Origin of the sequence: Lutibacter citreus, assembly GCF_003260195.1 — a bacterium.
In the GTDB taxonomy this organism is placed as follows: domain Bacteria; phylum Bacteroidota; class Bacteroidia; order Flavobacteriales; family Flavobacteriaceae; genus Lutibacter; species Lutibacter citreus.
Window position 1 is genome coordinate 302,653 of the sequence record NZ_QEIH01000001.1, and the last position, 25,941, is coordinate 328,593.

14 protein-coding genes are annotated in these 25,941 nt (G+C 29.8%); 8 read left to right on the plus strand and 6 right to left on the minus strand.

The features are described 5' to 3' along the window. The first annotated feature begins 97 nt into the window (after window positions 1-97). A complete protein-coding gene (locus DAD81_RS01180) occupies window positions 98-4,378 on the plus strand; it encodes a hybrid sensor histidine kinase/response regulator transcription factor (RefSeq protein ID WP_111706395.1) in 4,281 nt (1,426 codons plus the stop codon). A 76-nt stretch (window positions 4,379-4,454) separates the two neighbouring features. Here the strand turns inward: DAD81_RS01180 and DAD81_RS01185 are convergent, their stop codons facing one another. Together DAD81_RS01185 and DAD81_RS01190 are read right to left on the minus strand one after the other, a co-directional pair. After that, a complete protein-coding gene (locus tag DAD81_RS01185) occupies window positions 4,455-5,219 on the minus strand; it encodes a hypothetical protein (RefSeq protein WP_111706396.1) in 765 nt (254 codons plus the stop codon). 233 nt (window positions 5,220-5,452) lie between these two features. Next, window positions 5,453-6,031 carry a PhnA domain-containing protein gene (locus DAD81_RS01190; RefSeq protein WP_111706397.1) on the minus strand — a complete coding sequence of 193 codons (579 nt, stop codon included), beginning with the start codon at window positions 6,029-6,031 and terminating at the stop codon, window positions 5,453-5,455. Between the two features lie 265 nt (window positions 6,032-6,296). On the opposite strand from DAD81_RS01190, the gene DAD81_RS01195 reads away from it, so the two are divergent. Beyond that, entirely contained in the window at window positions 6,297-7,400 is a 1,104-nt protein-coding gene (locus DAD81_RS01195; protein ID WP_111706398.1) for a DUF4407 domain-containing protein, read from the plus strand. Window positions 7,401-7,755: 355 nt separating this feature from the next. Here DAD81_RS01195 and DAD81_RS21180 read toward each other — a convergent pair whose 3' ends face one another. The 3 genes from DAD81_RS21180 to DAD81_RS01210 form a co-directional block, all read right to left on the minus strand. Further along, window positions 7,756-10,065, minus strand: coding sequence for a thrombospondin type 3 repeat-containing protein (locus DAD81_RS21180; RefSeq protein ID WP_157961051.1), 2,310 nt, complete (start codon window positions 10,063-10,065; stop codon window positions 7,756-7,758). 392 nt (window positions 10,066-10,457) lie between these two features. Further along, window positions 10,458-11,780: a S28 family serine protease gene (locus DAD81_RS01205; protein ID WP_111706400.1), complete on the minus strand. Its 1,323-nt coding sequence runs from the start codon at window positions 11,778-11,780 to the stop codon at window positions 10,458-10,460. A 58-nt stretch (window positions 11,781-11,838) separates the two neighbouring features. Continuing rightward, a complete protein-coding gene (locus DAD81_RS01210; protein WP_111706401.1) occupies window positions 11,839-13,413 on the minus strand; it encodes an aldehyde dehydrogenase (NADP(+)) in 1,575 nt (524 codons plus the stop codon). 161 nt (window positions 13,414-13,574) lie between these two features. Here DAD81_RS01210 and DAD81_RS01215 point away from each other — a divergent pair, with 161 nt between their 5' ends. After that, the gene (locus DAD81_RS01215) at window positions 13,575-14,417 is read left to right on the plus strand and encodes an AraC family transcriptional regulator (RefSeq protein ID WP_111706402.1); all 843 of its coding nucleotides are present in this window, start codon (window positions 13,575-13,577) and stop codon (window positions 14,415-14,417) included. 11 nt (window positions 14,418-14,428) lie between these two features. Here the strand turns inward: DAD81_RS01215 and DAD81_RS01220 are convergent, their stop codons facing one another. Further along, window positions 14,429-14,785 (minus strand): MmcQ/YjbR family DNA-binding protein, encoded by a 357-nt coding sequence (locus DAD81_RS01220; protein WP_111706403.1) that lies wholly within the window; start codon window positions 14,783-14,785, stop codon window positions 14,429-14,431. Window positions 14,786-15,054: 269 nt separating this feature from the next. Here DAD81_RS01220 and DAD81_RS01225 point away from each other — a divergent pair, with 269 nt between their 5' ends. From DAD81_RS01225 to DAD81_RS01245, 5 genes are all read left to right on the plus strand, one after another. Continuing rightward, the gene (locus DAD81_RS01225; protein ID WP_111706404.1) at window positions 15,055-18,189 is read left to right on the plus strand and encodes a SusC/RagA family TonB-linked outer membrane protein; all 3,135 of its coding nucleotides are present in this window, start codon (window positions 15,055-15,057) and stop codon (window positions 18,187-18,189) included. 60 nt (window positions 18,190-18,249) lie between these two features. Beyond that, window positions 18,250-20,028, plus strand: coding sequence for a RagB/SusD family nutrient uptake outer membrane protein (locus DAD81_RS01230; RefSeq protein ID WP_179950006.1), 1,779 nt, complete (start codon window positions 18,250-18,252; stop codon window positions 20,026-20,028). 51 nt (window positions 20,029-20,079) lie between these two features. Further along, window positions 20,080-21,714 (plus strand): hypothetical protein, encoded by a 1,635-nt coding sequence (locus tag DAD81_RS01235; RefSeq protein ID WP_157961052.1) that lies wholly within the window; start codon window positions 20,080-20,082, stop codon window positions 21,712-21,714. A gap of 301 nt (window positions 21,715-22,015) precedes the next feature. After that, window positions 22,016-23,572 (plus strand): alpha-L-fucosidase, encoded by a 1,557-nt coding sequence (locus tag DAD81_RS01240; RefSeq protein WP_111706407.1) that lies wholly within the window; start codon window positions 22,016-22,018, stop codon window positions 23,570-23,572. Between the two features lie 76 nt (window positions 23,573-23,648). Next, window positions 23,649-25,862, plus strand: coding sequence for a glycoside hydrolase family 3 C-terminal domain-containing protein (locus tag DAD81_RS01245; RefSeq protein WP_111706408.1), 2,214 nt, complete (start codon window positions 23,649-23,651; stop codon window positions 25,860-25,862). The last annotated feature ends 79 nt before the right edge of the window (window positions 25,863-25,941 follow it).

The following is a 25,941-nucleotide window of genomic DNA, read 5'->3' on the forward strand; positions in this document are numbered from 1 at the left end:
TATTAAAAATCATTTATTTGAATCACAAATATTAAATAATCACTAATTATTTTAAGTATATGGTTTTTTTATAATCCATATAATTTATTTTTGCCTTATGAAAATTAAAAATGGATATAGAAATTTCTTTTTTATTATTTGTACAATAATATTTCTTTTATTAAATCAATCTTCTTATGCTCAAAATTCTATAAGAGTAGAACATTTGTTAACGGAAGATGGTCTGTCTCAGAATGATTTAAATAGTATATACCAAGATAAAAAAGGTTTTATGTGGTTTGGAACCCATGATGGACTTAATAAATATAATGGCTATGAGTTTGAGGTGTTTAAGCCAAATTCAAATGATTCATTAAGTATAAATAGTAATTTAATTTTTGAAGTAATTGGTGATAAAGATGATAATCTGTGGATTGCGACTACAGGAAGCGGGTTAGATTTTTATAATAGATCAACAAATAAATTCACCCATTTTGTCCATGATGATAACGATAAAAATAGCCTTAATAACAATCATGTAAATTCAATTTTTTTAGATTCAAAAAATAGACTTTGGGTATCATCTCTAAAGGGAATTGATATGCTTGATTTAAATGAGGAGACGGATAAACCTAAATTTAACCATATACAATTCTCAGAAGATTATCCATTTGCATCAAAAAGAATTTCAATAACTTCCTTTTTTGAGGATAAAGATGGCCAATTGTGGGTTTGTGAAACAAATGGTATTGGGAGGCTTGTAAGAGATCATAAAGAAGGTTTTATTTATGAAAATGTAAATGCTTATTTTGGGTTTTACTCTCAGAATATAGCTGTTAGGTGCATTGGGGAAGATATTTATGGAAAACTACTTTTAGGAACAACTGGAGGATTATTTATTGTTCATCAAAATAATGGTACAGTAAATAAAGAAATTATAAAAAGTGGTGTTTTTAATAAACTAGAAACCTTTAAAAATCAAATTTGGACAGGTACTTTAGATGGGCTAATACATTTAGAAACAAATGAAATTACAGGTAAAATAGAAGAAATAGATCATTTTAAGTTTGATCCTAATAATCCGAAATTCAGCTTGTCTAAAAGTAGTGTTAAGTCTTTGTTTATTGATAAAACGGGTATAATTTGGGTAGGTGCAAATGGAGGAGGAGTAAGTAAAATTGATCCAAATAGAAAAAGATTTAGATTTTTTAGTAAAACAATAAACCCAAATAGCTTAAGTGTAGCGAATGTAAAATCTGTATTTGAAGATAGTAATGGAACCTTGTGGTTTGGGACAGAAGAAGGAGGTTTAAATGCTGTAACTAAAGAAGAGAATGATGGAACTTATTCTTCTTTTAAAAAATATACAGATGAAAGGTTATCTATAAGTCCAATTGAGATTATTGAAGTTCAAGAAGGTGAAAGAAAGAAATTATATTTTGGTGTTGCGAACTCTAGTGGTTTATTTTCTTTAGATATAACAGATAAAAAACTAAACAAAAAAACTAATTTTAAGATTAATACTGAGATAAGTAAAAGTCTTTTTTCAATTTTACAAGATAAAAATTCTAATTTTTGGTTTGGAACATATAATGGAGGGCTTTATAGATGGTTAAAAAGTGGAGATAATGAATATAAAAAGGATATATTATTTAACAACCCTAATGATTCAAAAAGTATTTCAAATAATATAATTAGAGATATTTTTCAAGATAGAAAAGGGGATATTTGGTTTGCAACTGCAAATGGCTTGTGTTATTTAACAAAAGAAGAATCAATTAAAAAAAATCCAAAATTCAAAATTTATAAAAACATTAAAGGAGATGAAAATAGCCTTAGTCACAATTATATATTAAGTGTTTTTGAAAGTTCAAAAGGAGATATTTGGATAGGAACATTTGGGGGAGGTTTAAATAAATTTATTCCATCTAAAAACGGTGAAAATGGTAGTTTTAAAGTTTATTCTAAAAAAGATGGTCTACCAAACGATGTTATTAAAGGAATCTTGGAAGACGACAACAATAATCTATGGCTTTCAACCAATGGCGGGCTTTCAAAGTTTAATATAACCAATGAAGAGTTTAAAAATTATGATGTTAATGATGGCCTTCAAAGTAATGAATTTAGCGAGCTTGTATGTTTAAAGAGGGATAATGGTGAAATGATTTTTGGTGGTGTAAATGGGTTTAATGTTTTTTCTCCTGAAAGTATAGAAGATAATAAGGAAATGCCTGAAACTGTTATTACAAATTTACTTGTTTTTAATAAAAAAGTAAATGTTGGAGAAGAGCTTGAAGGAAGAGTTCTTTTAGAAAAACCAATTGATATTACAAAAGAAGTTGATTTTAAATATACGGAAAATAGTTTCTCTTTTGAATTTGCAGCACTGCACTATTCTGCACCAGCTAAAAATCATTATGCTTATAAACTAGAAGGGTTTAATGAAGATTGGATATATACAACCTCTAATAAAAGATATGCAACCTATACAAACTTAGAGCCGGGTAAATATACGTTTAAAGTGAAAGCCTCAAATAATGATGGCTTTTGGGATGAGACTCCAGTTGAATTAGAGGTAAATATAATACCACCGTTTTGGAGTACAGATTTTGCTAATTTTATATATATACTTTTATTTTTTGGAGGCTTAATATTGTTTAGAAGATTTACCATTATTAGATCTACAAAAAAGCATGATTTAGAATTAGAGCATTTAGAAAAAGAAAATTACGAGGAGGTTCAACGATTAAAACTAGAGTTTTTTACTAATATTTCTCACGAGTTTAGAACTCCACTAACTTTAATAAAAGGCCCTTTAGACTATCTAAAAAAATTAGATGACCAAACTATTTCAAAAGATGTAAGAGAACAGCATGAATTAATGTCTAAAAATACAAATTATCTATTGAGACTTGTAAATCAATTATTAGATTTCAGAAAAATGGATAAAGGAATTATGGAGTTGAAAATTGGAAATAGTGATATTGTAAAATTTATTAATGTTGTTGGTGAGCCATTTCAGTTTTTAAGCCATAAGAAGAATATTGATTTTCAAATTAATGCTACAAAAGAATCTATTAAAGCATGGTTTGATCCAGATGCGGTTGAAAAAATTGCAAATAATTTACTTTCAAATGCGTTTAAATTCACTCCAAAAGGAGGGAGTATTAGTGTTGAGATATGTGAAGGAAAAGATTTTATTCATCCTAAAGGAAAAGAAACAAATATTGATGGTAATAATTATATTGTTATTCAAGTTAAAGATTCTGGGCCGGGGATACCAAAGCATAGAATTAACATAATTTTTGAAAGATTTTATGTAGATAGAGATTTTAGAAAGATTAATTCAGAAGGCTCTGGTATTGGATTGAATTTCACAAAAAAATTGGTAGAGTTGCATAACGGAGTTATTGATGTTGTTAGTGATGAAGGTTTGGGAACTAACTTTATTGTTTGGATACCAAGAGAAAAAAGAGCCTATGAAAGTAAAAAAGGAGTAAGTTTTTCTACTGAAGAAGAAAGTAAAACATTTATAACTGATACAAATGCTCAAACTCATATAACTGGTGTTTTAGATGATATTGTTGATGAAAACATTATAAAGAAAAGATCAAAATTACCAGTAGTTTTAGTTGTTGATGATAATGCAGATATTAGATCTTTTGTGAAAAAAGGATTAAAAGATAAGTTTGATATTTATGAAGCGGAAAATGGTTTGCGCGCTTTTGAATTAGCAAATAAATTAATGCCAAATGTAATTGTTACTGATATTTTAATGCCAGTAATGGATGGAATAGAGTTTTGTGATAAAATTAAAACAACGCAAGAAACAAGTCATATTCCAGTAATTATGCTCACAGCAAAAACTTCTGAAGAATGGGAGATTGAAGGTTTAAAAACAGGAGCTGATGCTTATATAAGAAAACCATTTGATATGGAGGTTGTTGAGCTTAAGATTAAAAATATATTAAAACATCGTGAAGAGTTACGTAAAAGATTTAATAGGGAAATAACCTTGCAACCAAATGAAGTAACCGTTACTTCTACTGATGAGAAATTTTTACAAGAATCAATTGAAATTGTTGAAAAACACATGATGGATAGTGATTTTAGTGTAGAGATTTTAGTAAAAGAAATGGCTTTAAGCCGAAGTACTTTTTACTTAAAAATTAAAGAATTAACGGGATTGTCTACGGGAGAATTTATTAGAAATATAAGATTAAAACGAGCAATGCAGTTACTAGAGAAAAGTAACTTATCTGTTAAAGAGATAATGTTTATGACAGGATTTAACACCGCATCTTATTTTTCTAAATGTTTTAAAAAACAATTTGGTGTAATTCCAAGTAAATACGTTAGTCAATTTAAAAAAACAAATGAAAAGGATTCAGATGAATAATTAAAGATTTTAATTCATAAAACAAAAAAGGGCGCTTGTAAATTTACAAGCGCCCTTTTTTGTTTTATTGTGCTAATTATTTTTTTTGTTTAAAAGCTATAATTTTATAGATACGAGCATTTCGTTCACCAACATAATTTTTTTGCCAGTCTTTAAAGAATCCATCAGGAAAATCATAATCATAAAAATCATTTGGTCCTAAAGCATCTCTAAAATTAGAGAAATATTCGTGAGATTCAGTTTTGTATTTAAAGCCGTCTGATTTTGGTGTTAAGATTAATGAATTACCCCAACCTTTTATAGTTGTTTTTTCTTTTTTCATTGCTTCCTCAAAAAACGGTTTCACTTTTTGAGCTTCAAAATTTAAGTGCCACCACATATCCGTCATATTATGATAGTTTATACGAACATATTTAATATCTTTTTCAAGATCTATATTTGGGCTAAATATATCATTCCCTAAATCTCTTAAATAAATTATGTCTGTATTTATAAAAAGATCTTCCATCATCATATCTTTAAACTTTTCATTAGGAAATAATTCTTTAATACTTTCCCAATCTACGGGTCTATCAATATCATTAAATTGAGTGATTAATAAAATATTTGGTTCATCACGTAGGTTTTCACCTCCAACTCTTTCAAGTACTGCCCAAAATTTTAAATATCCTTTGTCAATTTCACTTTGTGAAAATGCGCTCCAATAAGTAACTTCATTGTTTAAATATTCAGCCAAGTTTTCTGGAGCTACTTTTCTATAACGATGTGAGGTTACATCCTGTGCTGAAATGAATGAACAACTTAGTAATAATGCTAATAAAACAAGGAAATTTTTTCTCATAATAATAAAAATTAAGATTAGTAAAATATACCTCTATAATTAGGATGTCTTACTGATTATAGAAGAATATCTAATTTTTTACATCGTTTTTTTATAAGAACTATTAAAAAACCAAGTAAATTTATTTAGCTTTTAGGCTTACTAAATATAACAAAAAAAAATGAATACTTAATTATAATAATTAGATATTCATTTTTTTTAAATAAAAAACGTAAGCCAAGCGGCAAGTTTTATTATAGTTTTTTAACGTAATCAGTAATAATTACAATTTGTGTAGGACCAACTTTACCTTCAATATATTTTTCGTTTTCAGGATCCAAAGAAATTCTTCTAACAGCAGTTCCTTGTTTTGCAACCATACTAGATCCTTTTACCTTTAAATCTTTAATTAACACAACAGAATCACCGGCTTGTAAAATAACTCCGTTAACATCTCTATGAATTACTTTATGCTCATCTTCAAGACCTTCACCTGTAGCTTTTGCCCATTTTAAACTTTCATCATCTAAATACATCATATCCAATAAGTCTTGTGGCCAACCTTCTGCACGTAAACGTGTTAGCATTCTCCAAGCAACCACCTGAACAGCAGGAACTTCACTCCACATACTATCGTTTAAACAACGCCAATGATTTACATTAACATTATCAGGGTTTTCAATTTGATCAATACAAGTACCGCAAGCCAAAATACTATCATCCACAGTTCCAACTGGCATTGGAGGCAATTTATATATACTTAAATTTTCTTCCGAAGCACACAATTCACATTTAGACCCACTACGATCTTGTAATTTATTTAAAATACTCATTTTTTAGTTTTTTTATAAGGCGCAAAAATACACATATTAAACAGTTATCACAACCTCTTATTTTTTTTCTATAAATTTTGGGCGTTCCCTTCGGTCGGGCTATGCGCTACAAGTCCTCGCAAATGCTGTGGGCTTTCCACTGCTATCCCTAACGCAATAATTACTTTCAAATTAAGTTTAAATTAGCACTAATTATTGTTTTAATACTTACTAAATATAATATCAATACACATTTTACGTTATTTGTATAACAAACTACTATGTTATGCTTAAACAATTTTTTTGGATGTGCTCCGGAGCAGATACCGATATTTTAAAAAACAGCTCAAAAGCTGAACAAACTAAATTTGCAGGTATAGGTGGAACCGTATTTTTTACTGCATTAATGGCTTTTATTGCCGTAAGTTATGCTTTATATACAATTTTTGATAATTATTACACAGCCATAATATTTGGACTAGTTTGGGGTTTACTAATTTTTAATTTAGACCGATTTATTGTTTCAACAATTAAAAAACAAGACAATAAATGGAAAGAAGTTTTACAAGCAACACCCCGTATTATTTTAGCAATTATAATTGCAGTGGTTATTTCTAAACCTTTAGAAATGAAAATTTTTGAAAAGGAAATTAATCAAGTTTTGTTAACTCAAAAAAACGATTTAACCTTAGCTAATAAAGCACAAATAGCAGATCAATTTACTCCAGAAATCACAACTATTCAAACAGAAATTGAGCAATTAAAACAAGAAATAGCTACAAAAGAATCTGAAACCAACGCTTTATATAACACTTATATTACTGAAGCAGAAGGAACTGCCGGAACAAAACTACTTGGCAAAGGACCTGTTTATAAAGAAAAACGCGACAAACACGATGCTGCTTTAGCTGAATTACAACAACTTAAAACGGATAATAAATTAAAAATTACTGAAAAAGAAAGTCAAATTTTAGTATTAACAAATCAACAAAAAGAACAAGAAACAACTACACAACCAATTATTGATGGTTTTGACGGATTAATGGCTCGCATAAATGCTTTAAATGAACTTCCTTGGTTACCTTCATTTTTTATATTTCTATTATTTTTAGCAATTGAAACTTCACCAATTTTTTCAAAATTAATTGCTCCAAAAGGTGAATACGATTATAAATTACAAGATATAGAAAATGCAACAAAAACTTGGGTAACTCAAAAGGAAAACCAAAGAGCCAATGTTTTAAAAACTGATACTGCTTTAAATGAAGCTATTTATAATGAGTTAGCCGAAGAAGAAGAGTTATACAATTACAAAAAACAAAAAGCACGTGAAATTTTACAATTTCAAGCAGATGCTTTTCATAAAAGCCAACAGAAAATTGTTGGGTGAAATAAAAAACAATTGTTTTATTAAATAACTATTGTCATTCCTGCGAAAGCAGGTTTCCCTTTATCACTACTCAAAACGTGTTATGGATTCCTGTTTTAACAGGAATTACAACTTAACCCTTTCATTATGAATACAATGAAACGAAAAGGTGAATCTTTAAACTCACTATTACGTGAGATGCTTCACTATCGTTCAGCATGACAAAAAAATTACTGTCATTCCAGTGAAGGCAGGAACCCGAAACCAACTTTTGTAATAGATACCCCCGCCTATACATATTTTTACAATAAAAAGAAGCTTCCATTTCTGGAAGCTTCTTTTTATTAATACTATATTGTTTAATTTTCTATTTCAATTAAGGAGTACAACCTGTTGTTGAAGGAATTGCTACATAAGTATACCAATACCAATCAGTAGTTGGTGGAATAGCATTTATATTATCCAGTTGAGTTTGGCTAACTTGCACACATTGTAAAGAGTATACATTACCATATCCAGTATAAGCAAGGAGTCTAGTTAAGGAAGGACAATTACTTACATCTAAACTAGTTATTTTGCTATAATTAATATCTATACGATATAATTTTGGATGGCTACCCAAAACAATACTAGTAAATGAGCTACCGACATTATATTTTTGATTGGCGCTCAAATTTTCTAAACCTGCTAAATTACTTACGTCCAAACTAGTAAGAAGATCGTTATACACAATATTTAAAGTTTTGATACTTGTATTGTAACTAAAATTTAAACTAGTAAATTTGTTATTATTGAGATATAAATACTCTAAAGCTGTTGCTCCACTCACATCCAAACTAGTAAGTTGGTTATTATTCGCACTTACATTATATAAGACTGTATTATTACCCAAAACTAAACTAGTAAGTTGGTTATCATCACAATCTAAATCATATAAATCTGTTGCTCCATTCACATTTAAACTAGTAAGTTTGTTATCATCACAATTTAAATAACGTAAAGACGTATTATTACTTACATCTAAACTAGTAAGTTGGTTATCATCACAATCTAAATCATATAAATCTGTTGCTCCATTCACATTTAAACTAGTAAGTTTGTTATCATCACAATTTAAATAACGTAAAGACGTATTATTACTCACATTTAAACTAGTAAGTTGATTGTTATAAGCATATATACTGTATAAATTAGTATTATTACTTGTGTTTAAACTAGTAAGCTGATTGTTTTGAGCTTGCACATATCGTAGGTTAGAACGGTTACTTAAATCTAAAGTAGAAAGATTGTTTTGAGCAACGTAACAATTATACAAATAAGGAGTATTTGTAATATTTAAACTAGTAAGTTGATTGTTACTAGCGAAGAAATCTTTTAAATTTGGATTATTACTCAAATTTAAATTAGTAAGTTGGTTATTTTCAACACTCAAGTATTTCAAAGAAGGAAGGTTGCTCAAGTCTAAACTAGTAAGTTGGTTGTTATAGGCATATACGCTTTGTAAAATAGGATTATTTCCAAATACCAAACTGGTAAGTTGGGCACGACCAATTCTTAAGCGATACAATTTAGAATTATTACTTACATCTAAACTAGTAAGTTGCGTTTTATATGCATTTATATACCCCAAGTTTGTAAAATCTTCAATCCCTGTTAAATCAGCTAAACCATAAGCGTAATCAAAATTTAGGTACGTTACATTTACAATTCTATTAGTTGGTACATAATCATCTAAAATATTATCATGATCATAACCTTTATCAATCAAATATTGTTCAAAAACATCATCTGGTACATACGTTTTGTCTGCCATTGCACAACCGTAAGCATCAACTGTAGCATTAGCAGGTGAGTTAGGGCATACATCTACATCATCCATAAAACCATCGTTATCTGTGTCTCTTTCGCTATCAGCACATCCGTTATTGTCAACAGGAGATCCAAAAGGAGTATTAGGGCATAAATCTTGGCTATCCGTTACACCATCATTATCTCCGTCTTTTTGAGAATCTGAACAACCATAATAATCAACAGACTCACCAGCTGGAGTATAATTACATTGGTCAACATCATTTGTTAAACCATCGTTATCATCATCTTTTTGAGATTCAGCACAACCATTATAATCAACGCTTTCATTATTTAATGTGTTAGGGCATAAATCTTGGTTATCCATTACACCATCGTTATCAGTATCTTTTTGGTAATCGGCACAACCATTTATATCAACTGAATATCCATAATAAGTATTAGGGCATAAATCTTGGTTATCCATTACACCATCAACATCACTATCTTTTTGAGAGCTAGAACATCCGCTAGCATCTACTTCTTCACCAAAAGGAGTATTATCACAATTATCATTAATATCTGCAACACCATCTTTATCTTCATCTTTAAGTTCAAAAATAGCTCTTACATTTTTATTTTCAGTTAGATACATATTAATGGGATTAACAGTTTCTAAAACTGTAGACTCATCATTAAGGTACCAACCAATAAATCTATAATTGTCTAGTGGTATCGCAATTAATTGAATTTGTTGCCCTTGTATAACAGATGCCACAGTTCCAGATCCACTAGGATATACCGTTTTATTAAGATTATAAGATATTTCTACTTCCTCCTCTGGTGCACAGGAATACATAAATAACAGTAAAAAAAGTGCTTTGAAATAAGTTTTCATAAATAGTTTTTTGGTTTTGATTTTTACAATTTTTTTTAATATCAATTGAATTTACGGCTTTCGTAAAAAATAAATTTGAGCAAATATACAAGTTAATTTGTAATTTTGTTAAAATATAGTTAAGAACATGATGTAAAAGTTTATTGTAAACACAATTATTATAAAATAATATTGTATAATCGTTTTCTGTCATATACTTCTCACACGTAACCCTGAATTTATTTCAGGGTATCATATCATTCTCACTTATTTCATTATGTGATTCTGAAACAAGTTCAGAATGACGCCTTTTATATATTTATGATTCTTTACGGACATAAAATAAAAATAAATTAAATATTGTAACTATAAGCAGGTGCTTTTCATAAAAACCAACAGCATATAGTTAATAATTAATTATTAGTTAAAGGAAAAATAGTTACGCTATACCCTAACCAATTTTGAAGTTTATCGTAAATTAATTGTTGATCTTCTTCAGAAAAATCTTTAATTCTTGTTCTATGAGAACCTCCTTTTAATACCATTTTTAAAGCATCTACATGTGGTTTTGGGTTTGGTGCGCAAGCTCCCCAAGTATCATATTCGCCATAAATATATAATATCTTTTTCCCTTTATTTTCAACAAAATCACGTACATTTTTAATGTATGAAGGGTTATAAGTTAAATCTACATTTTTTGGAGCAAAACGTAAATTTGTTGGTTTTTTCACTACTTTTAATAAATCTTTTACAGGCTCTGTATCAAAACCATAGTAACCTAACTCTGTAATATGTTGGTAATATGAAGGCAATAAATTATAATAGGTTTTATCGTTGTAAAAACTAATTCCCACTATTTTATTTATATAATTGAACAATTCTTTTGAGGTTGCATTTTTGGTTGGTATTTCATCACAATTTCCACCCCATTGCCAAAATGAAAAAGGAAATTCTAAAACGGCATATTCCAGAGCTTCATTTGTTGACAATTCTGTAAATTTCATATTTTTCCCCTCTGCATACTTCAAAATTTCATTTAAAACTGAATCTCTTTTCATTAAAACCTGTCTTTGAAATTGCGTAATTTTTGCTCTACATGCATCACTTCCAACTGTTTTTATATGTTGCTCAGTTTTTGGATCTTCTTGAGTATTAATTAATGGTGCTACATAAGGTACAGCTACTTCAACATCCCAAGGGTAAATAGATTTGTAAATTAAAACTGTTTCACCACCTTTACTTATTCCTGTTGAAATCCACTTACCAGTATATAATCGTTTTAATTTGGTTACGATGGCATGGTAATCTTCAATTGCTTGATCGTTTTTTAAATATTGCCAAGGGATGGAATCTGGTCTAGATTTCCCATAAAAGCGATATTCAACTTGAACTTGATTTCCTTTTAAAATTTTACTTAACTCGTAAGTTCTAGGAACTGCATTATAACCTTCAGTAACAATAACAGTTGGTTTTGCTTCATCTATATGAGATAAATACATATAATGTTTAAAGGTACCTACATCTGGATTTTTATGATCTAAAGGCTGCTCTAAAACAATTTGATATGCCTTTGTAAAATGATCTTTTACTTCCATTTTGGTTATTTGAGCATTAGGAAAAAGTTTTTCAATTTTTTGTTGAAATGTTAAAATTTCAACGGGTTCTAGTTTTATTCTACATCCTATTGTTGAAGCACTAATTATTATTAGTAACAAAAGAGGTCTTAAAAATTTCATAAATGCTAATTATTTTTTATTGAATATTAATAGTTTTATTTCTTATTTAATTTATTGGCTATTTTTGAACTGCTCCATCAACGGATCGGGTTATTTTTAATGGATTTTCATTTTTTAACTCATCTGGTAACATACTATTTGGCCAATTTTGGAAGCAAACAGGGCGCACCCAACGTTTTATTGAATTAATTCCAACAGCTGTAAATCTGCTATCTGTTGTAGCGGGAAATGGACCTCCGTGAACCATAGAGTCACAAACTTCTACACCAGTAGGAATGTCATTAAAAATAAGTCTTCCTACGTGCTGTTTTAAAGAGTTAATTAAACTTAAATAGTTTTTTTCTTCATTTTCATCTGCAAGAATTGTACCAGTCAGTTGTCCGTCTAAATTAGAAATAATTTCTTCTAGTTCATTGGTGTTTTTACATTGAACAATTAAAGAAAAAGGGCCAAATATTTCTCCATGTAAGTTTTTATTTTTGAGAAAAGTAGCGCCATCAACAGTTGCTATAGTTTGTTTTCCAAAGTTAACAGGAGTGTTTTTTTTGTTTTTAATTATTGATATAACATTTTTATTGTCTAATAATTTTAATTTATTCTTTTCATAGGCTTCAACTATATTTGGATGAAGCATACAAGAAGGTTCAATTGTTTTTATTTCTTCTGAAAGTATTTTAATAAAGTTAGATAGTGCATCACCATTAATACCTATTATTAAACCTGGATTTGTACAAAATTGCCCAGAGCCAGATGTTATTGAGGATGCATATTTTTTTGCCCAATAAGCTCCTTTTTTAGAAGCTGCTTTTGGTAACAAAATAACAGGGTTTGTACTTCCCATTTCTGCAAAAACGGGAATTGGTTCAGATCGTTTTAAAGCCAAATCATATAAAGCTTTTCCTCCTTTTAAACTTCCTGTAAAACCAACGGCTTTTATAATTGAATGTTTTACTAAATATTCGCCAACGGTATTATCGCTACTATTTAAATTTGAAAATACGCCATTTGGCATTCCTGTTTTTTCGGCTGCCTGAATAATTGCAAATGCAACTAATTCACTTGTGCCAGCATGCATTGGATGTGATTTTACAATTACAGGACAACCTGCGGCTAATGCAGAAGCAGTATCTCCACCCGCAGTAGAATATGCTAAAGGGAAATTACTTGATCCAAATACGGCTATTGGTCCTATTGGAACCAACATTTTTCTAATGTCCTTTTTAGCAATTGGTTTTCTATCTTCATTGAATGTATCTATGGAGGCTTCAACCCAACTACCTTCTTTTACTAATTTAGAGAAAGAATGCAATTGAAAAACAGTTCTGTTTCTTTCTATTAGTGCTCTTTCTTTTGTTAAACCAGATTCTGAGCAATATGTGTTTATTAATTCATCGCCTAATTTTTCAATTTCAAAAGCAATTTCATTAAGAAATCTAGATTTATCTATACCAGATATTAATTGATATTTATTAAAAGCTCTTTCGGCTAAGGATAAAGATTCTTCTATTTCTAGCTTATTGGCTTCATAAAAAATAGTTTCGTTTTCTTTATTTTCAATTGGATTAAAGGTTGTAAAAGTTTTTTCTCCAATAGATGATAATAAGTTTCCAATGTAATTTTTTCCAGTAATCATTATAGCTAATTAACAAAATTTCAAACAAATTTACACAATCTTGATTTTTAAAAACCCAATAGTTGTTTTAATATTTTTAATTAAAAAGATGATATTAGTATTATTTTATCCTGATATGATACTTATTTGAAAAATATAACTAATTTTGAAGCATTCAAATTATGAAAGTATTACCATTTAAAATACCAAAACCAGAAAATGTAACCTTGTATTTACAAAATTACAAGGGAGAATCATTTTACGAGAAACTTCACCAACACAAAGAAATTCAAATTAGTGTGGTGCTTAAGGGTGAAGGTACCTATATTATTGGCGATTGTGTTGGTCATTTTAAAGAAAATGACATATTTGTTTTGGGTGAAAATTTACCACATGTTTTTAAAAGAGATGTGGCTTTTGAAAATGAAACAGAAATGGTTACCGTATTTTTTGCTAAAAATGCTTTTGGAGAAGTATTTTTTACTTTGCCAGAATTTGAAGGTTTTAAGGGTTTTTTCAATAATTCAGATTTAGGGTATAGAATTCTTTCTAATAAACTTCAGTTATCTAAATTATTAGAAGAATTGAGTAAATTATCAAAATACAATCAATTTATTTCATTTTTAGAAATTTTACGAATAATATCAGAGTCTGAAAAACAGAAATTATCTTCGTTAATTAATTTGAAAAAATATGCAGGAGATGAAGGAAAGCGTATGAGTGATATTTTTCAATTTACAATGAATAATTTTCAAAAAGAGATAACCCTTCAGAATGTAGCGGATATTGCTAATATGACTCCAAATGCTTTTTGTAGATATTTTAAGCAAAGAACTAATAAAACATTTGTAAATTTTTTAATTGATATTAGAATTGGAAATGCTTGTAAATTATTAGCAAAGAAAAATGATTTAAGTATCACTGAAATTTCTTATAAATCAGGGTTTAATAACCTAGCTAATTTTAATAGAAAATTTAAAGCTACTAAAGGAATTACACCTTCAGAATTTAGAAAGAGGCACTAAGTATACTATTTTTAAGTAAAGCCTAACTCTTTTTGTCTTTTTTTTGAAAGACCTTTAACTACCAACTCATAAGAATGGTCAATTAGTTCTTTTATAACCGAACTAGTCAAATTACCATCAATCTGTACAGTATTCCAATGTTTTTTACTCATATGGTAGCCAGAAGTGATCTCATTATATTTAGCTCTTAGTTCAATTGATCTTTCAGGATTACATTTAAGGTTTATGCTTGCCGGAAGTTTTTCTAAACTAGATAGGGCAAACATTTTATTATCAATTTTAAACACTAATGTTTGTTCATCAAAAGGAAAACTTTCAGTTACAAACCCTTTAGATAAGCAGTAGTTTCTACATTCTTCAATATTCATTTTTATATAGTTAGTTGTTTTATTGAGCAATATAATTAATAATTATATCTAAAATTAACTTATTTATCAGCTCTTTAAAAGCTTATTATTTTTAAAGTCATAAAATTTCCTTAAATCATCAATTTTACAATTTAGTTTTTAAACACGCTTGTAAACTAAGTAGTTATAAGAGTGAATCATCTAATAGTTTTACTAATTAGGACGATTGTTACCCACTTATTGTTAAAAGATGTTAAAATTTGTAGCATCAAACTTAAAACAATAATAATATGAAATTCAATTTACTTGTTAATTGGAAACTCAAAGCTTATTTCGTAACATTTATGTTATTTCTTAGCTTTAGTACAATTCAAGCACAATCTGTAACCGTGAAAGGTACAGTTACTGGAGATGGACAACCTCTACCAGGTGTAAGTGTTCTTGTTAAAGGAACATCAAATGGAGTAGCTACTGATTTTGACGGTAACTATGAGATTAATGCGAATTCAAACAGTGTACTTGTTTATAGTTACATTGGTTTTGATATTCAGGAGATTAACGTTAACGGACGTAAAAACATTAATGTAGTACTTAAAACTAATGTAGCGGCTCTAGAAGAAGTTGTTGTAATTGGGTATGGTACTCAAGCTAAGAAAGAAGTAACAGGTGCAGTTGTTAAAATTAATTCTGATGAATTGAGTAAAACAGCAACATCTGATATGAATTCAGCATTACAAGGACAAATTGCGGGTGTAACAGTTGTTGCTAGTTCTGGAGCACCAGGATCGGAAGCAAATGTGATGATTCGTGGTTTAACCTCTATTAATGGTGGTAACAAACCATTATATGTTGTAGATGGAATTCCTTTTGAAGGAGATCCTAAATTAAGTGTTAATGAAATTGAAAGTATTGATGTGTTGAAAGATGCCGCTTCTGCTGCAATTTATGGAACGCGTGGTGCTGCTGGTGTAATTTTGGTTACAACAAAGAAGGGTAAAGAAGGCTCTATGAAAATAAGTGCCAATGCTTATTATGGAGTTCAAAGTATTACTTCTAGTACTTTTATTATGGATGCAAACGATAGATTGTATTCTCACTTTTTACAATCTTGGGCTGTAAATGGTAATGTGTATGGTAATACTTGGCACAGTGCTGAACAAAATCCTAGTCAGTTAACTAATAATACAAGTATCATTGATTTAATTCAAAATGATGATGCTCCTATTGAAAATTATAGTTTAATGTTATCTGGTGGTAAAGCAGGATTAACGTACAATATTGTAGGTAACTTTTTCAATCAAGACGGTATGGTAATTAATTCTGGTTATGATAGGTTTAATGTAAGAGCCAATTCTCAAATGAAAAAAGGGAAATGGAATATTACAAGTGGTTTATCTTTTAGAATTGAAAATAAGGAAAATGGCCCTTGGGGAATTTTAAAAGATGCTTATAGATATCAAGCACTTCAAACAGATTTAGCTGATAACTTAGAGTCTATTGATGATGCTGGTGACGGAAGTTCAGCCTCTAACTTATCTTATTTAGGTAGAAAATTATTACAAAGTGATAATCAAGAAAACCATTATTTTGATGGAAGATTTGGAGCTGAGTATAGTTTTAATAAAAACTTAAAATTTACAACTAGAGTATCTGGTGGTTGGGAAAATGGAACAAGAATAGTAATTAATCCAGAATTTGTTGCATATAACTGGGAAGGAGATCCTTTACCAGGTGAACAATCTAAAATTTACAATTATAGTTCAACATCAAAAAGATTTTCTTGGGAGAATATTATTAATTGGAAAAAATCATTTGGAGATCATAACTTAAATTTTGTAGGTGTATATTCTGCTGAAAAATACAGTTTTACTTCATTTTTTGCTTCTAAATTTGATATAAATAATAATGATATTACTGTATTGAATGGTGCAACAGGAGATCCTAATGCAGGTTCTGGAAAAGGACAATGGGGGCAAGATAGAGAAAATACTCTTATAGGTATGTTGGCTCGTTTACAGTACAACTATCAAGGAAAATATTTATTAAGTGCTAGTGTACGTAGAGATGGTTCTTCAAGATTTAAAGAGGAGCCTTGGGGTGTATTCCCTTCATTTTCTGCAGGTTGGAATGTAAGTGATGAACAATTCTTTCAACCGCTAAAAAATGCTATATCTTCATTAAAAATAAGAGCTAGTTATGGTACTACAGGTAACCAAGGTATTGCAGATTATGCATATGCTTCAAGTATTACATTAGAAAATGATTATGTTTTTGGATCTGGAGATAATACTAATTTACAATTAGGAGGTATTCAACAATCATATGCAAATGAATTGGTTTCTTGGGAAACTTCAGTTTCTCAAAATCTTGGTATTGATTTTTCTTTCTTAAAAAATAGATTAACATTTTCTGCAGATTTTTATAAAACAAATAAAGAAGATATGTTGTTCCCTGTATACTTGCCAATTACAGTTGGTGCTGGTTCAGGAAGTGACGCTTCAGTTGTTTTAAATGTTGGTGATATGGAGAACAATGGTACGGAATTAGCTTTAAATTATAGAAATAAAGGTAAAGTACGTTGGACTGCTGGATTAAATTACACAAGAAATACAAATGAAGTAACTAAAATGAGTGGTTCAAATAAAATCATTTATTTTAATGATAGTAATATTTCAGGTGCAGATAATGACAATGATGCTGTATCAGTACTAGCTGAAGGTTATGAGGGTGGTGCTTTTTTCTTAATTAAAACAGATGGAGTTATTCAAAACCAAGAGGAGTTAGATGCATATTTAGTTGAATTACCATCTAGTGGTGCAAAACTTGGAGATTTGAGATTGGTTGATGCTTTAACTGTAGATTCTGATGGAGATGGAGTTGCTGATACGGGAGATGGAGTTATTGATATTAATGATAGACAATATTCAGGTAGTGGAACTCCTGAATTTGAGATAGGTTTTAATACTTCAGTTTCTTATAAAAATTTCGATGCATCTGCACAGATTTATGGTGCATTTGGAGGTGAGATTATGAATGGTAGTAAAGCTTATGCTTATCAATATGGTAATCACCAAGATTTAGTGTACCAATGGTCTCCTCAAAATACAACATCTGAAATACCTGTGTATAGAGGTTCTCAAACTCATGATAATGTGAGAGGAAGAAATGATTTTTGGTTAGAAGATGGGACATACGTAAGGTTACGTAATATATCTTTAGGGTACAGTTTCTCTAAAAGTGTAATTGAAAAAATGGGCTTGTCAAGGTTAAGAGTTTATGTTGCTGGTCAGAATTTAGTAACTTTAACTGATTATACTGGGTATGACCCTGAGGTAGGGAATAACGGATTAAGTACTAGAGGTATAGATAAAGGTACTTATCCTGTAAGTTCTCAAGTAAGAGCTGGTGTTCAACTAGAATTTTAATCTAAAACATACGTTATTATGAAAAAATTAGATATAAAAATTCAAAAAAAATATTTTAACATGAAAAATATAGTAATAGGCAAACTAACTTTGATGATACTATTTGTATTTACTATGGTTAGTTGTGCAGATGATTTTCTAGAACAAACAAATCCAAATGAATTATCAACAGATAGTTATTGGAAAACAATTAGTGATTTAAATACGGGGCTTGTAGCTACCTATAAATCATTTGGAAGTGATAATAATTATCAATTGCTTGCTGAGTTGCAAAGAAGTGATTTAGCTTGGGCATCTGGTTACCAAAGACCATTTAATATAAATGAAAAATATTTACAAACTTTTAATGAAGCTTCTTCAGATGGCGAGAAAAAATGGGCTCAATTATATACAACCATTTTTAGAGCAAATCAAGTAATAGAAGCTGTAGATAATTTAAAAGGTACTTTTAGTAATAATAATGATGAGGCAGAAGCTGTGATAATTGGAGCTCAAGCTAAATTTATTAGAGGGTTTGCGTATTTTATTTTAAATCAATCTTTTAATGATGGTAAAGTTGTTATATGGGACAAAGTACCAGGTGGAGAAGATGGTTTTTACCGTAGTATTAGCACTTCTCAAGAGGTTAAAGATTTCTTTCGTGCAGATTTAGACTATGCAATGAATAATTTACCTGTTTCTTGGGAGGCCAAAGAAAAAGGTAGGGTTACAGCTGGTGCTGCAGAAGCTGTTTTAGGACAATCATATTTACAAGAAAATGATTTTACAAAAGCTGCAGAATATTTTAAAAATGTTATTGTAAAATATGGTTATTCATTAACACCTAATCCTGGTAGTAACTTTACTACAATGGATGAGTTAAATGAAGAATCTATTTTAGAAATTGTTCGTTCTACTGATTATAAGCAAGAGCTAAATCAATGGGATTGGAGAGATACAGGAGCATCATCAATACAACAACAACTTACCGGTGCAAGCGGTTGGTGGGGAGCAGTAGCCGCTAACTGGTTAATTGGTGAGTATAGAAATGACCCTATAGATTACGCTGATCCTAGAAATATTATTACTGAAGAAGATGGTACGCAACGTTTTAGAAAATTTAGTTTAAGAACTTCGTATTCTGTTGCCATTGTTGATGATCCAGACATAGGTTATTATGGTTATGACCAAACAGCTGAGGCTTGTAATTTTAATGTGAAAATGACTTGTTTTTGGAGAAAGAATACGAACTGGGATTTAGGAGCTGAAAGTGAACAAGCCCTATCTCCAGGAAAAGTAAGAAGTGGAGTTAATATTAGATTAATAAGACTGTCTGAAATTTATTTACAATATGCTGAGTGTTTGATTGAAATGGGTAATGTTGACGAAGCTTTAGTATATATAAACAGAGTTAGAAGACGTGGAGGAGTTCAATTATTAGGCTTAATAGGTACTGGAGAGTATCCATTAAATGACCACGATAACAATTCTTATGATGCTGAAAGCTTAATGAATCATTTGCGTTATAAAGAATATCCATTAGAATTATCTTGTGAAGGAAATGCATCAGGAAATAGAAATGCAGATTTACGAAGATGGGGTGTTAAAAAACAACGTTTCGTAGAACTTGCAGCAAGAAGATATACTGCAGATAATTATGAATTTACAAAAGAGGATGGAACTACAACTACACGTTGGGGATCAATTGTAAAAGAATTAGATCCAAGTGATTCTTTAGTTGATGACAATTGGAATGAATTCCAAGAAGCATCAGTAAATTATGTTGAAAGTGAACACGCATATTGGAAATTACCAAATAACGAGATAATTACTAATCCAATTGTTAATGGAGAAGAATAGTCTTTTAAAGATTTCTTTTAATACAATTTTTATTAAAATAAAATGAAAAACATGAAAAATAAAATATTAATAGGCTTTGCCTTTTTAGCGGTCCTAATTGGATGCCAGGAAGACGAATATGAGGCGCCTAATTCATTCTCAGATTTTGGGTTTTATACGGGATTAGGAACACAAAGCGATACATTGCAATTAAATATTTTTGATTATTTATCATTCGCTGATTTATCTCAAGGGTATATAGAACACAATTGGTCAATAGAAAAGGGAAATAATTTTCTTGAAGGACCAATTAATAGTAGAGATTCAGTATTGGAACAATTTATAATTTATGATGGAGATACTATTACTGAAGATAAAACAGTACATGTATTGTTTAATAATTCTGGATATCAAAAGGTTAGACTTCGTAATATATTTGAAGATTCTGTAACATTCAGAGGGAATAAATGGAGTGATGCCGCTGGTGAAAAAGTTAGTTATTTTAAGCCAGCAGTAAAAGAAGGTAATTTTTGGGTTATGGATACTACCATTGTAGTAAAAGTTTATGATACCATTATACCAGAAATTGAAGTTAGACAATTTGGAGCTGTAGTAAATCATGAAAGTACAGATACTATCTATGTTGAAGCAGGAGATCAGGTGCAATTTATTGATAAAACAACAATTGGTGAGCCTACAGGAAGATATTGGTCTGTGAGAAAAACATTAGTTGAAGGAGCAGTGGCTTCTGAAAATGATGTTGTTGCTTCTAGTAGTGCAGAAGTTGCAGATATTATATTTAAAAAGTTAGGAAATTTTACAGCTAGTATTACAGCTAACAGAACTGGTCAAGATTTACCTGGAGATTCTGAAAGATATAATTTAACTTCACCTTTTAAAGTAATACCTTCATCTAAACCATTTGTGTTAACAGGTGTTGTTAAAGAATTGGAAGATGAAACAATTCAAATTCCATTTAATGGTGAATTTGCACCATTTTTAGAAAAGGAAGAGTTTTTTAAAGTTTCAGTTAATGGAGTTGATTTTGCGGTTTCTTCTGTTTCTATTAATACAAATGATAGCACATTGTTAGATATTGTTTTGGCTGAAAAAATTTACAGACCAGATGTTATAACTATCTCATTATTAGATGGTAGTGGAATAGAGTCAACAGATACAAGAGTACCTGTTGCATTTACAGATATACCTGTAATAATGCATGATGTAAATTTATTAACAGCTAACCAATCTGGCTTTGAAGATGGCGGAGGAACTGCATGGGCAGTATATTGGAGTAATAATGCAACTGCTGAATTTTCAAGAGAAATAGCATTTTCAGGTGATTATAGTATAAAATTAGATATGGTACCTGGACAAAAAGAAGCGTCTATGAGTACTCCTGCAAGTGATTTTACTCCAATACTTAATAAATCTGGAGAGAAGTTTGTAGTAAGTTGGAAAATGTTCATTACGGAAGATTCTAATACATCAGGAAGAGCAATGGGATTATTTAGATTCCCTACATGGGCTCAAACTTGGGTTAATTTAGATGATAAACCAAAAGGAGAATGGGTTACAGTTACTGGAGAGTTTGCAGCATCTAACATTACTGGTTTTTATTTAAGAATTATAAATGGAAATTTAGATAGCGACTTAACAGTTTACTATGATGATTTCAAATTAATTGAAAAAGAAGAACGTCCATAACAAATAAGTTAAAGTTTGGATTTAAAGCCCATTTGATTAGTTTCAAAGGGGCTTTTGTTTTATTAAAAAATAATTTTAATACTTTATAGGATCTTCATAATAGAGTTTGTTTTTTATGTTTTAAAATTATTAAGTATCTTAATATTAGGTTTATGAGGTATATTGTTTCTTAACTTATAAATTAAGAAAAACAATAAATAACACAATTGTTACGGGTTTTAATCTAATAGTTTTAACACAAAAACTAAAATAATGCGATTTTTACATTATCAAAATTTGTAAACCAAAAAACAATCAACTAATGAAACCAACGAGATTATTAATATTAAGTTTTTTTGCAATGCTTTTTCTTTTTGCATCTTGTAATACAAGTAAAAAAAAATTAGCAGGTGCATCTGAATCTAAAGAAAGGAAGTTAACCTACGAAGCTAACTGGAAATCTATAAAGGAAAACTACAAAGACCCTGAATGGTTCAATAAAACTAAGTTTGGAATTTTTATCCATTGGGGAGCTTATACAGTTCCTGCGTACGGTTCAGAATGGTACCCTAGACAAATGTATATGGATACGGCAAATTTTAATGCTCAATTAGGTACAGGACATCCAGGGCCAACAAAAGAGTTTTTACATCACAAGAAAAATTGGGGTGATCAAAAAACATTTGGTTATAAAGATTTTATACCAATGTTTAAAGCCGAAAAGTTCAATGCAAATGAATGGATAGATTTATTTAAAGATGCAGGAGCTAAATATGTAATTCCAGTTGCTGATCATCATGATGGTTTTGCAATGTACAAATCTAATACTACAAGATGGAATGCTTATGATATGGGGCCAAAACGTGATGTTTTAGGTGAATTATTTAAAGCAGGTAGAGAAAAAGGAATGATAATGGGAACATCATCACATTTTGCTTTTAACTGGTCTTTCTACAATAAAAAAGATCATTTTGATACTACTGACCCTGAATATGCAGATTTATATTCTTCAAAAGGAAAAGATTTAACAGAGCCTGTTTCCGAAAAATTTAAAGAGCGTTGGTGGGCAAGAACTAAAGATGTTATTGATAATTACCAACCAGATATTTTATGGTTCGATTTTTACTTAGATATTCCAGATTTTGCAGATATGAGACCAAAATTGGCGGCATACTATTATAATAAAGGTATTGAGTGGAATAAAGAAGTTGTTTTACAAGATAAAAACTTTTCACATGAAGCTTTTCCTGAAGGAACTGTTGTTTATGATTTAGAAAGAGGGAAATTACCAGGTATAAGAAAATTACCTTGGCAAACAGATACTTCAATAGGTAAAAACTCTTGGAGTTATGTAACTAACTGGAAATCTAAAACAGCAAATCAATTGGTTGATGATTTAGTTGATATAGTTTCTAAAAATGGATGTTTATTATTAAACGTTGGCCCTAAATCTGATGGTACAATTCCTGAAGATCAAAAAGAAATTTTACTTCAAATGGGAGATTGGTTAAAAATAAATGGCGAAGCTATTTATGATACTAAATATTGGGATACTTTTGGTGAAGGTCCAACAGAGGTAAAAAAAGGTCATCATTCAGAAGGAAATAACCAAGATTTATCTGCGAAAGATATTCGTTTTACGCATAAAGGAAATAACTTATATGCTATTGCATTAGATTGGCCAGAAGATGGTAAAGTGAACATAACTACGTTAGCTAAAAATTCTCAATACGCTAAAAACATTAACATAAAAAATGTGAGTGTTTTAGGAAGTGAAGAAGCTATAAAATGGGAACAAACAAAAGAAGGTTTAATTGTAACAATGCCTTCAAAAAAACCATGTGACTATGCTTATACTATAAGCATATTAATTAAATAATATTTTTTGAATTAATGTTAAAAGAGGTACATTTAAACTTTATTAATGTACCTCTTTATTTTTTTATAAATTAGATATGAAATTTAAACAAATCACAAGTTATTTTATAGTTGCAATTATTGCAACTATATCTTTTTACAGCTGTAAAACAGATCAAAAAAACGAAGCGCCAAAACAAGCTATCAAAGAGTTAAAATTCAAATGGGATAATCTTTCTCTTTCAAATGAAGAAAGAGTTGATTTATTGATTGCTGAAATGACTTTAGAAGAAAAAACTTCGCAATTATTAGATGTTTGCCCTCCAATTGAACGTTTAGATATTCCAGAATACAATTGGTGGAATGAAGCTTTACACGGAGTTGCTAGAAATGGTAGAGCAACTGTTTTTCCTCAAGCAATTGCATTTGGTGCTACTTTTGACGAAGATTTAATATTAAGAGTTGGTACTGCAATTTCAGATGAGGCTAGAGCAAAATACAACGAGTCTATAAAAATAGGTAATAGAAGTCGTTATGCAGGATTAACTTTTTGGTCTCCAAATGTAAATATATTTAGAGATGCTCGTTGGGGACGTGGTCAAGAAACTTATGGTGAAGATCCTTTTTTAACTAGTAGAATAGGTGTGAACTTTGTTAAAGGTTTGCAAGGAACGGATTCAAAATATATGAAAGCTGCGGCATGTGCAAAACATTACGCTGTACATTCTGGGCCAGAAGAATTTAGACATGAATTTGATGCTGTTGTAAACAACAAAGATTTATTTGAAACCTACTTACCCGCTTTTAAAGCTTTAGTGAAAGAAGCAAAAGTTGAAGGTGTTATGGGGGCTTATAACCGTACTTTAGGTGTGCCTTGTTGTGGTAGTCCATATTTATTACAAGATATTTTAAGAAAAGATTGGGGATTTGAGGGATATATAGTTTCAGATTGTGGAGCTATTAGCGATTTTCATAGATTTCATAAAGTAACTCAAACAGCTGAAGAATCTGCTGCACTAGCTTTAATAAGTGGTACAACTATTAACTGTGGAAATGTTTATTCTGTATTAAAAAGCGCTTTAGATCAAAAATTAATAACTGTTGAATTAATCAATCAAAGATTAAAAGAAAGTTTATTAACAAGATTTAAATTAGGAATGTTTGATCCAATTGGCACAAACCCATATGACAACATTACGGCTTCTGTTATAGATTCTGAAAAACACAGACAAATAGCAAAAGAAGTTGCTCAAAAATCTATTGTTTTATTAAAAAATAAAAACAATATTTTACCATTAAAAAAAGATGCAAGAAGAATGTATGTTGTAGGTCCTAATGCTTCTAGTGAAGAAGTTTTATTAGGTAACTACTATGGTTTAACAAGTAGTACTCAAACTATTTTAGATGGTATTGTAAGTAAAGTTAGTCCTGGAACTACTATTAATTATAAATCGGGTGTTTTACCTTTTAGACACAATGTAAACCCAATAGATTGGTCTACAGGTGAAGCTGGAGAATCTGAAGTTTGTATTGCTGTGATGGGTATTTCTGGTTTGCTTGAAGGTGAAGAGGGTGAAGCAATTGCTTCAGATTCTCGTGGAGATAGAAAAGATATTAAATTACCTCAAAATCAGATTGATTATATCAAGAAAATTAGAAGTAAAACGGAGAATCCAATTGTGTTAATTCTTACAGGTGGAAGTCCAATCGCAATTCCAGAATTACACGATTTAGTTGATGCGATTCTTTTTGTATGGTATCCTGGAGAAGAAGGCGGAAATGCTGTTGCAGATGTATTATTTGGAGATGTTCCTCCTTCAGGAAAATTACCAATTACTTTTCCTAAATCTGTAGATCAATTACCTCCTTATATTGATTATAATATGGCAGGTAGAACGTATAAGTATATGAGTAAAGAACCTTTATATCCTTTCGGATTTGGGTTGTCATATACTTCATTTGAATACAAAAATTTAATAATAGACAACAATTACAAAGTAACTGCTGAAATTACTAACACAGGGAAATTAGATTCCGAAGAAGTAATTCAGTTATATATTAGTTCTCCATTAGCAGGAAAAGAAGACCCTATTTACGATTTAAAATCGTTTAAACGTGAGTTTATTAAAGCTGGAGAAACTAAAACTATTACGTTTAATTTAACGAAAGAGACCTTCAATCAGTTTAATGCAGAAGGAAAAGAAGTATTGAGAAAAGGAGATTATAAAGTTTATATTGGAGGATCTTTACCATCTCAAAGAAGTTTAGATTTGGGTGCTTCAAAAACTATTTCTAAAGTAGTTTCTTTATAAATACCATAGTAATATAAAAAGGCTATTTCATTTGGAATAGCCTTTTTTTTGTATCATTAACCAATACACTTAAACAATA

Bases quoted from the DNA above. Each gene is read 5' to 3' on its own strand.
- DAD81_RS01180 (WP_111706395.1), top strand. From the start codon at position 98: ATGAAAATTAAAAATGGATATAGAAATTTCTTTTTTATTATTTGTACA.
- DAD81_RS01185 (WP_111706396.1), bottom strand. From the start codon at position 5,219: ATGAGAAAAAATTTCCTTGTTTTATTAGCATTATTACTAAGTTGTTCA.
- DAD81_RS01190 (WP_111706397.1), bottom strand. From the start codon at position 6,031: ATGAGTATTTTAAATAAATTACAAGATCGTAGTGGGTCTAAATGTGAA.
- DAD81_RS01195 (WP_111706398.1), top strand. From the start codon at position 6,297: ATGCTTAAACAATTTTTTTGGATGTGCTCCGGAGCAGATACCGATATT.
- DAD81_RS21180 (WP_157961051.1), bottom strand. From the start codon at position 10,065: ATGAAAACTTATTTCAAAGCACTTTTTTTACTGTTATTTATGTATTCC.
- DAD81_RS01205 (WP_111706400.1), bottom strand. From the start codon at position 11,780: ATGAAATTTTTAAGACCTCTTTTGTTACTAATAATAATTAGTGCTTCA.
- DAD81_RS01210 (WP_111706401.1), bottom strand. From the start codon at position 13,413: ATGATTACTGGAAAAAATTACATTGGAAACTTATTATCATCTATTGGA.
- DAD81_RS01215 (WP_111706402.1), top strand. From the start codon at position 13,575: ATGAAAGTATTACCATTTAAAATACCAAAACCAGAAAATGTAACCTTG.
- DAD81_RS01220 (WP_111706403.1), bottom strand. From the start codon at position 14,785: ATGAATATTGAAGAATGTAGAAACTACTGCTTATCTAAAGGGTTTGTA.
- DAD81_RS01225 (WP_111706404.1), top strand. From the start codon at position 15,055: ATGAAATTCAATTTACTTGTTAATTGGAAACTCAAAGCTTATTTCGTA.
- DAD81_RS01230 (WP_179950006.1), top strand. From the start codon at position 18,250: ATGAAAAATATAGTAATAGGCAAACTAACTTTGATGATACTATTTGTA.
- DAD81_RS01235 (WP_157961052.1), top strand. From the start codon at position 20,080: ATGAAAAATAAAATATTAATAGGCTTTGCCTTTTTAGCGGTCCTAATT.
- DAD81_RS01240 (WP_111706407.1), top strand. From the start codon at position 22,016: ATGAAACCAACGAGATTATTAATATTAAGTTTTTTTGCAATGCTTTTT.
- DAD81_RS01245 (WP_111706408.1), top strand. From the start codon at position 23,649: ATGAAATTTAAACAAATCACAAGTTATTTTATAGTTGCAATTATTGCA.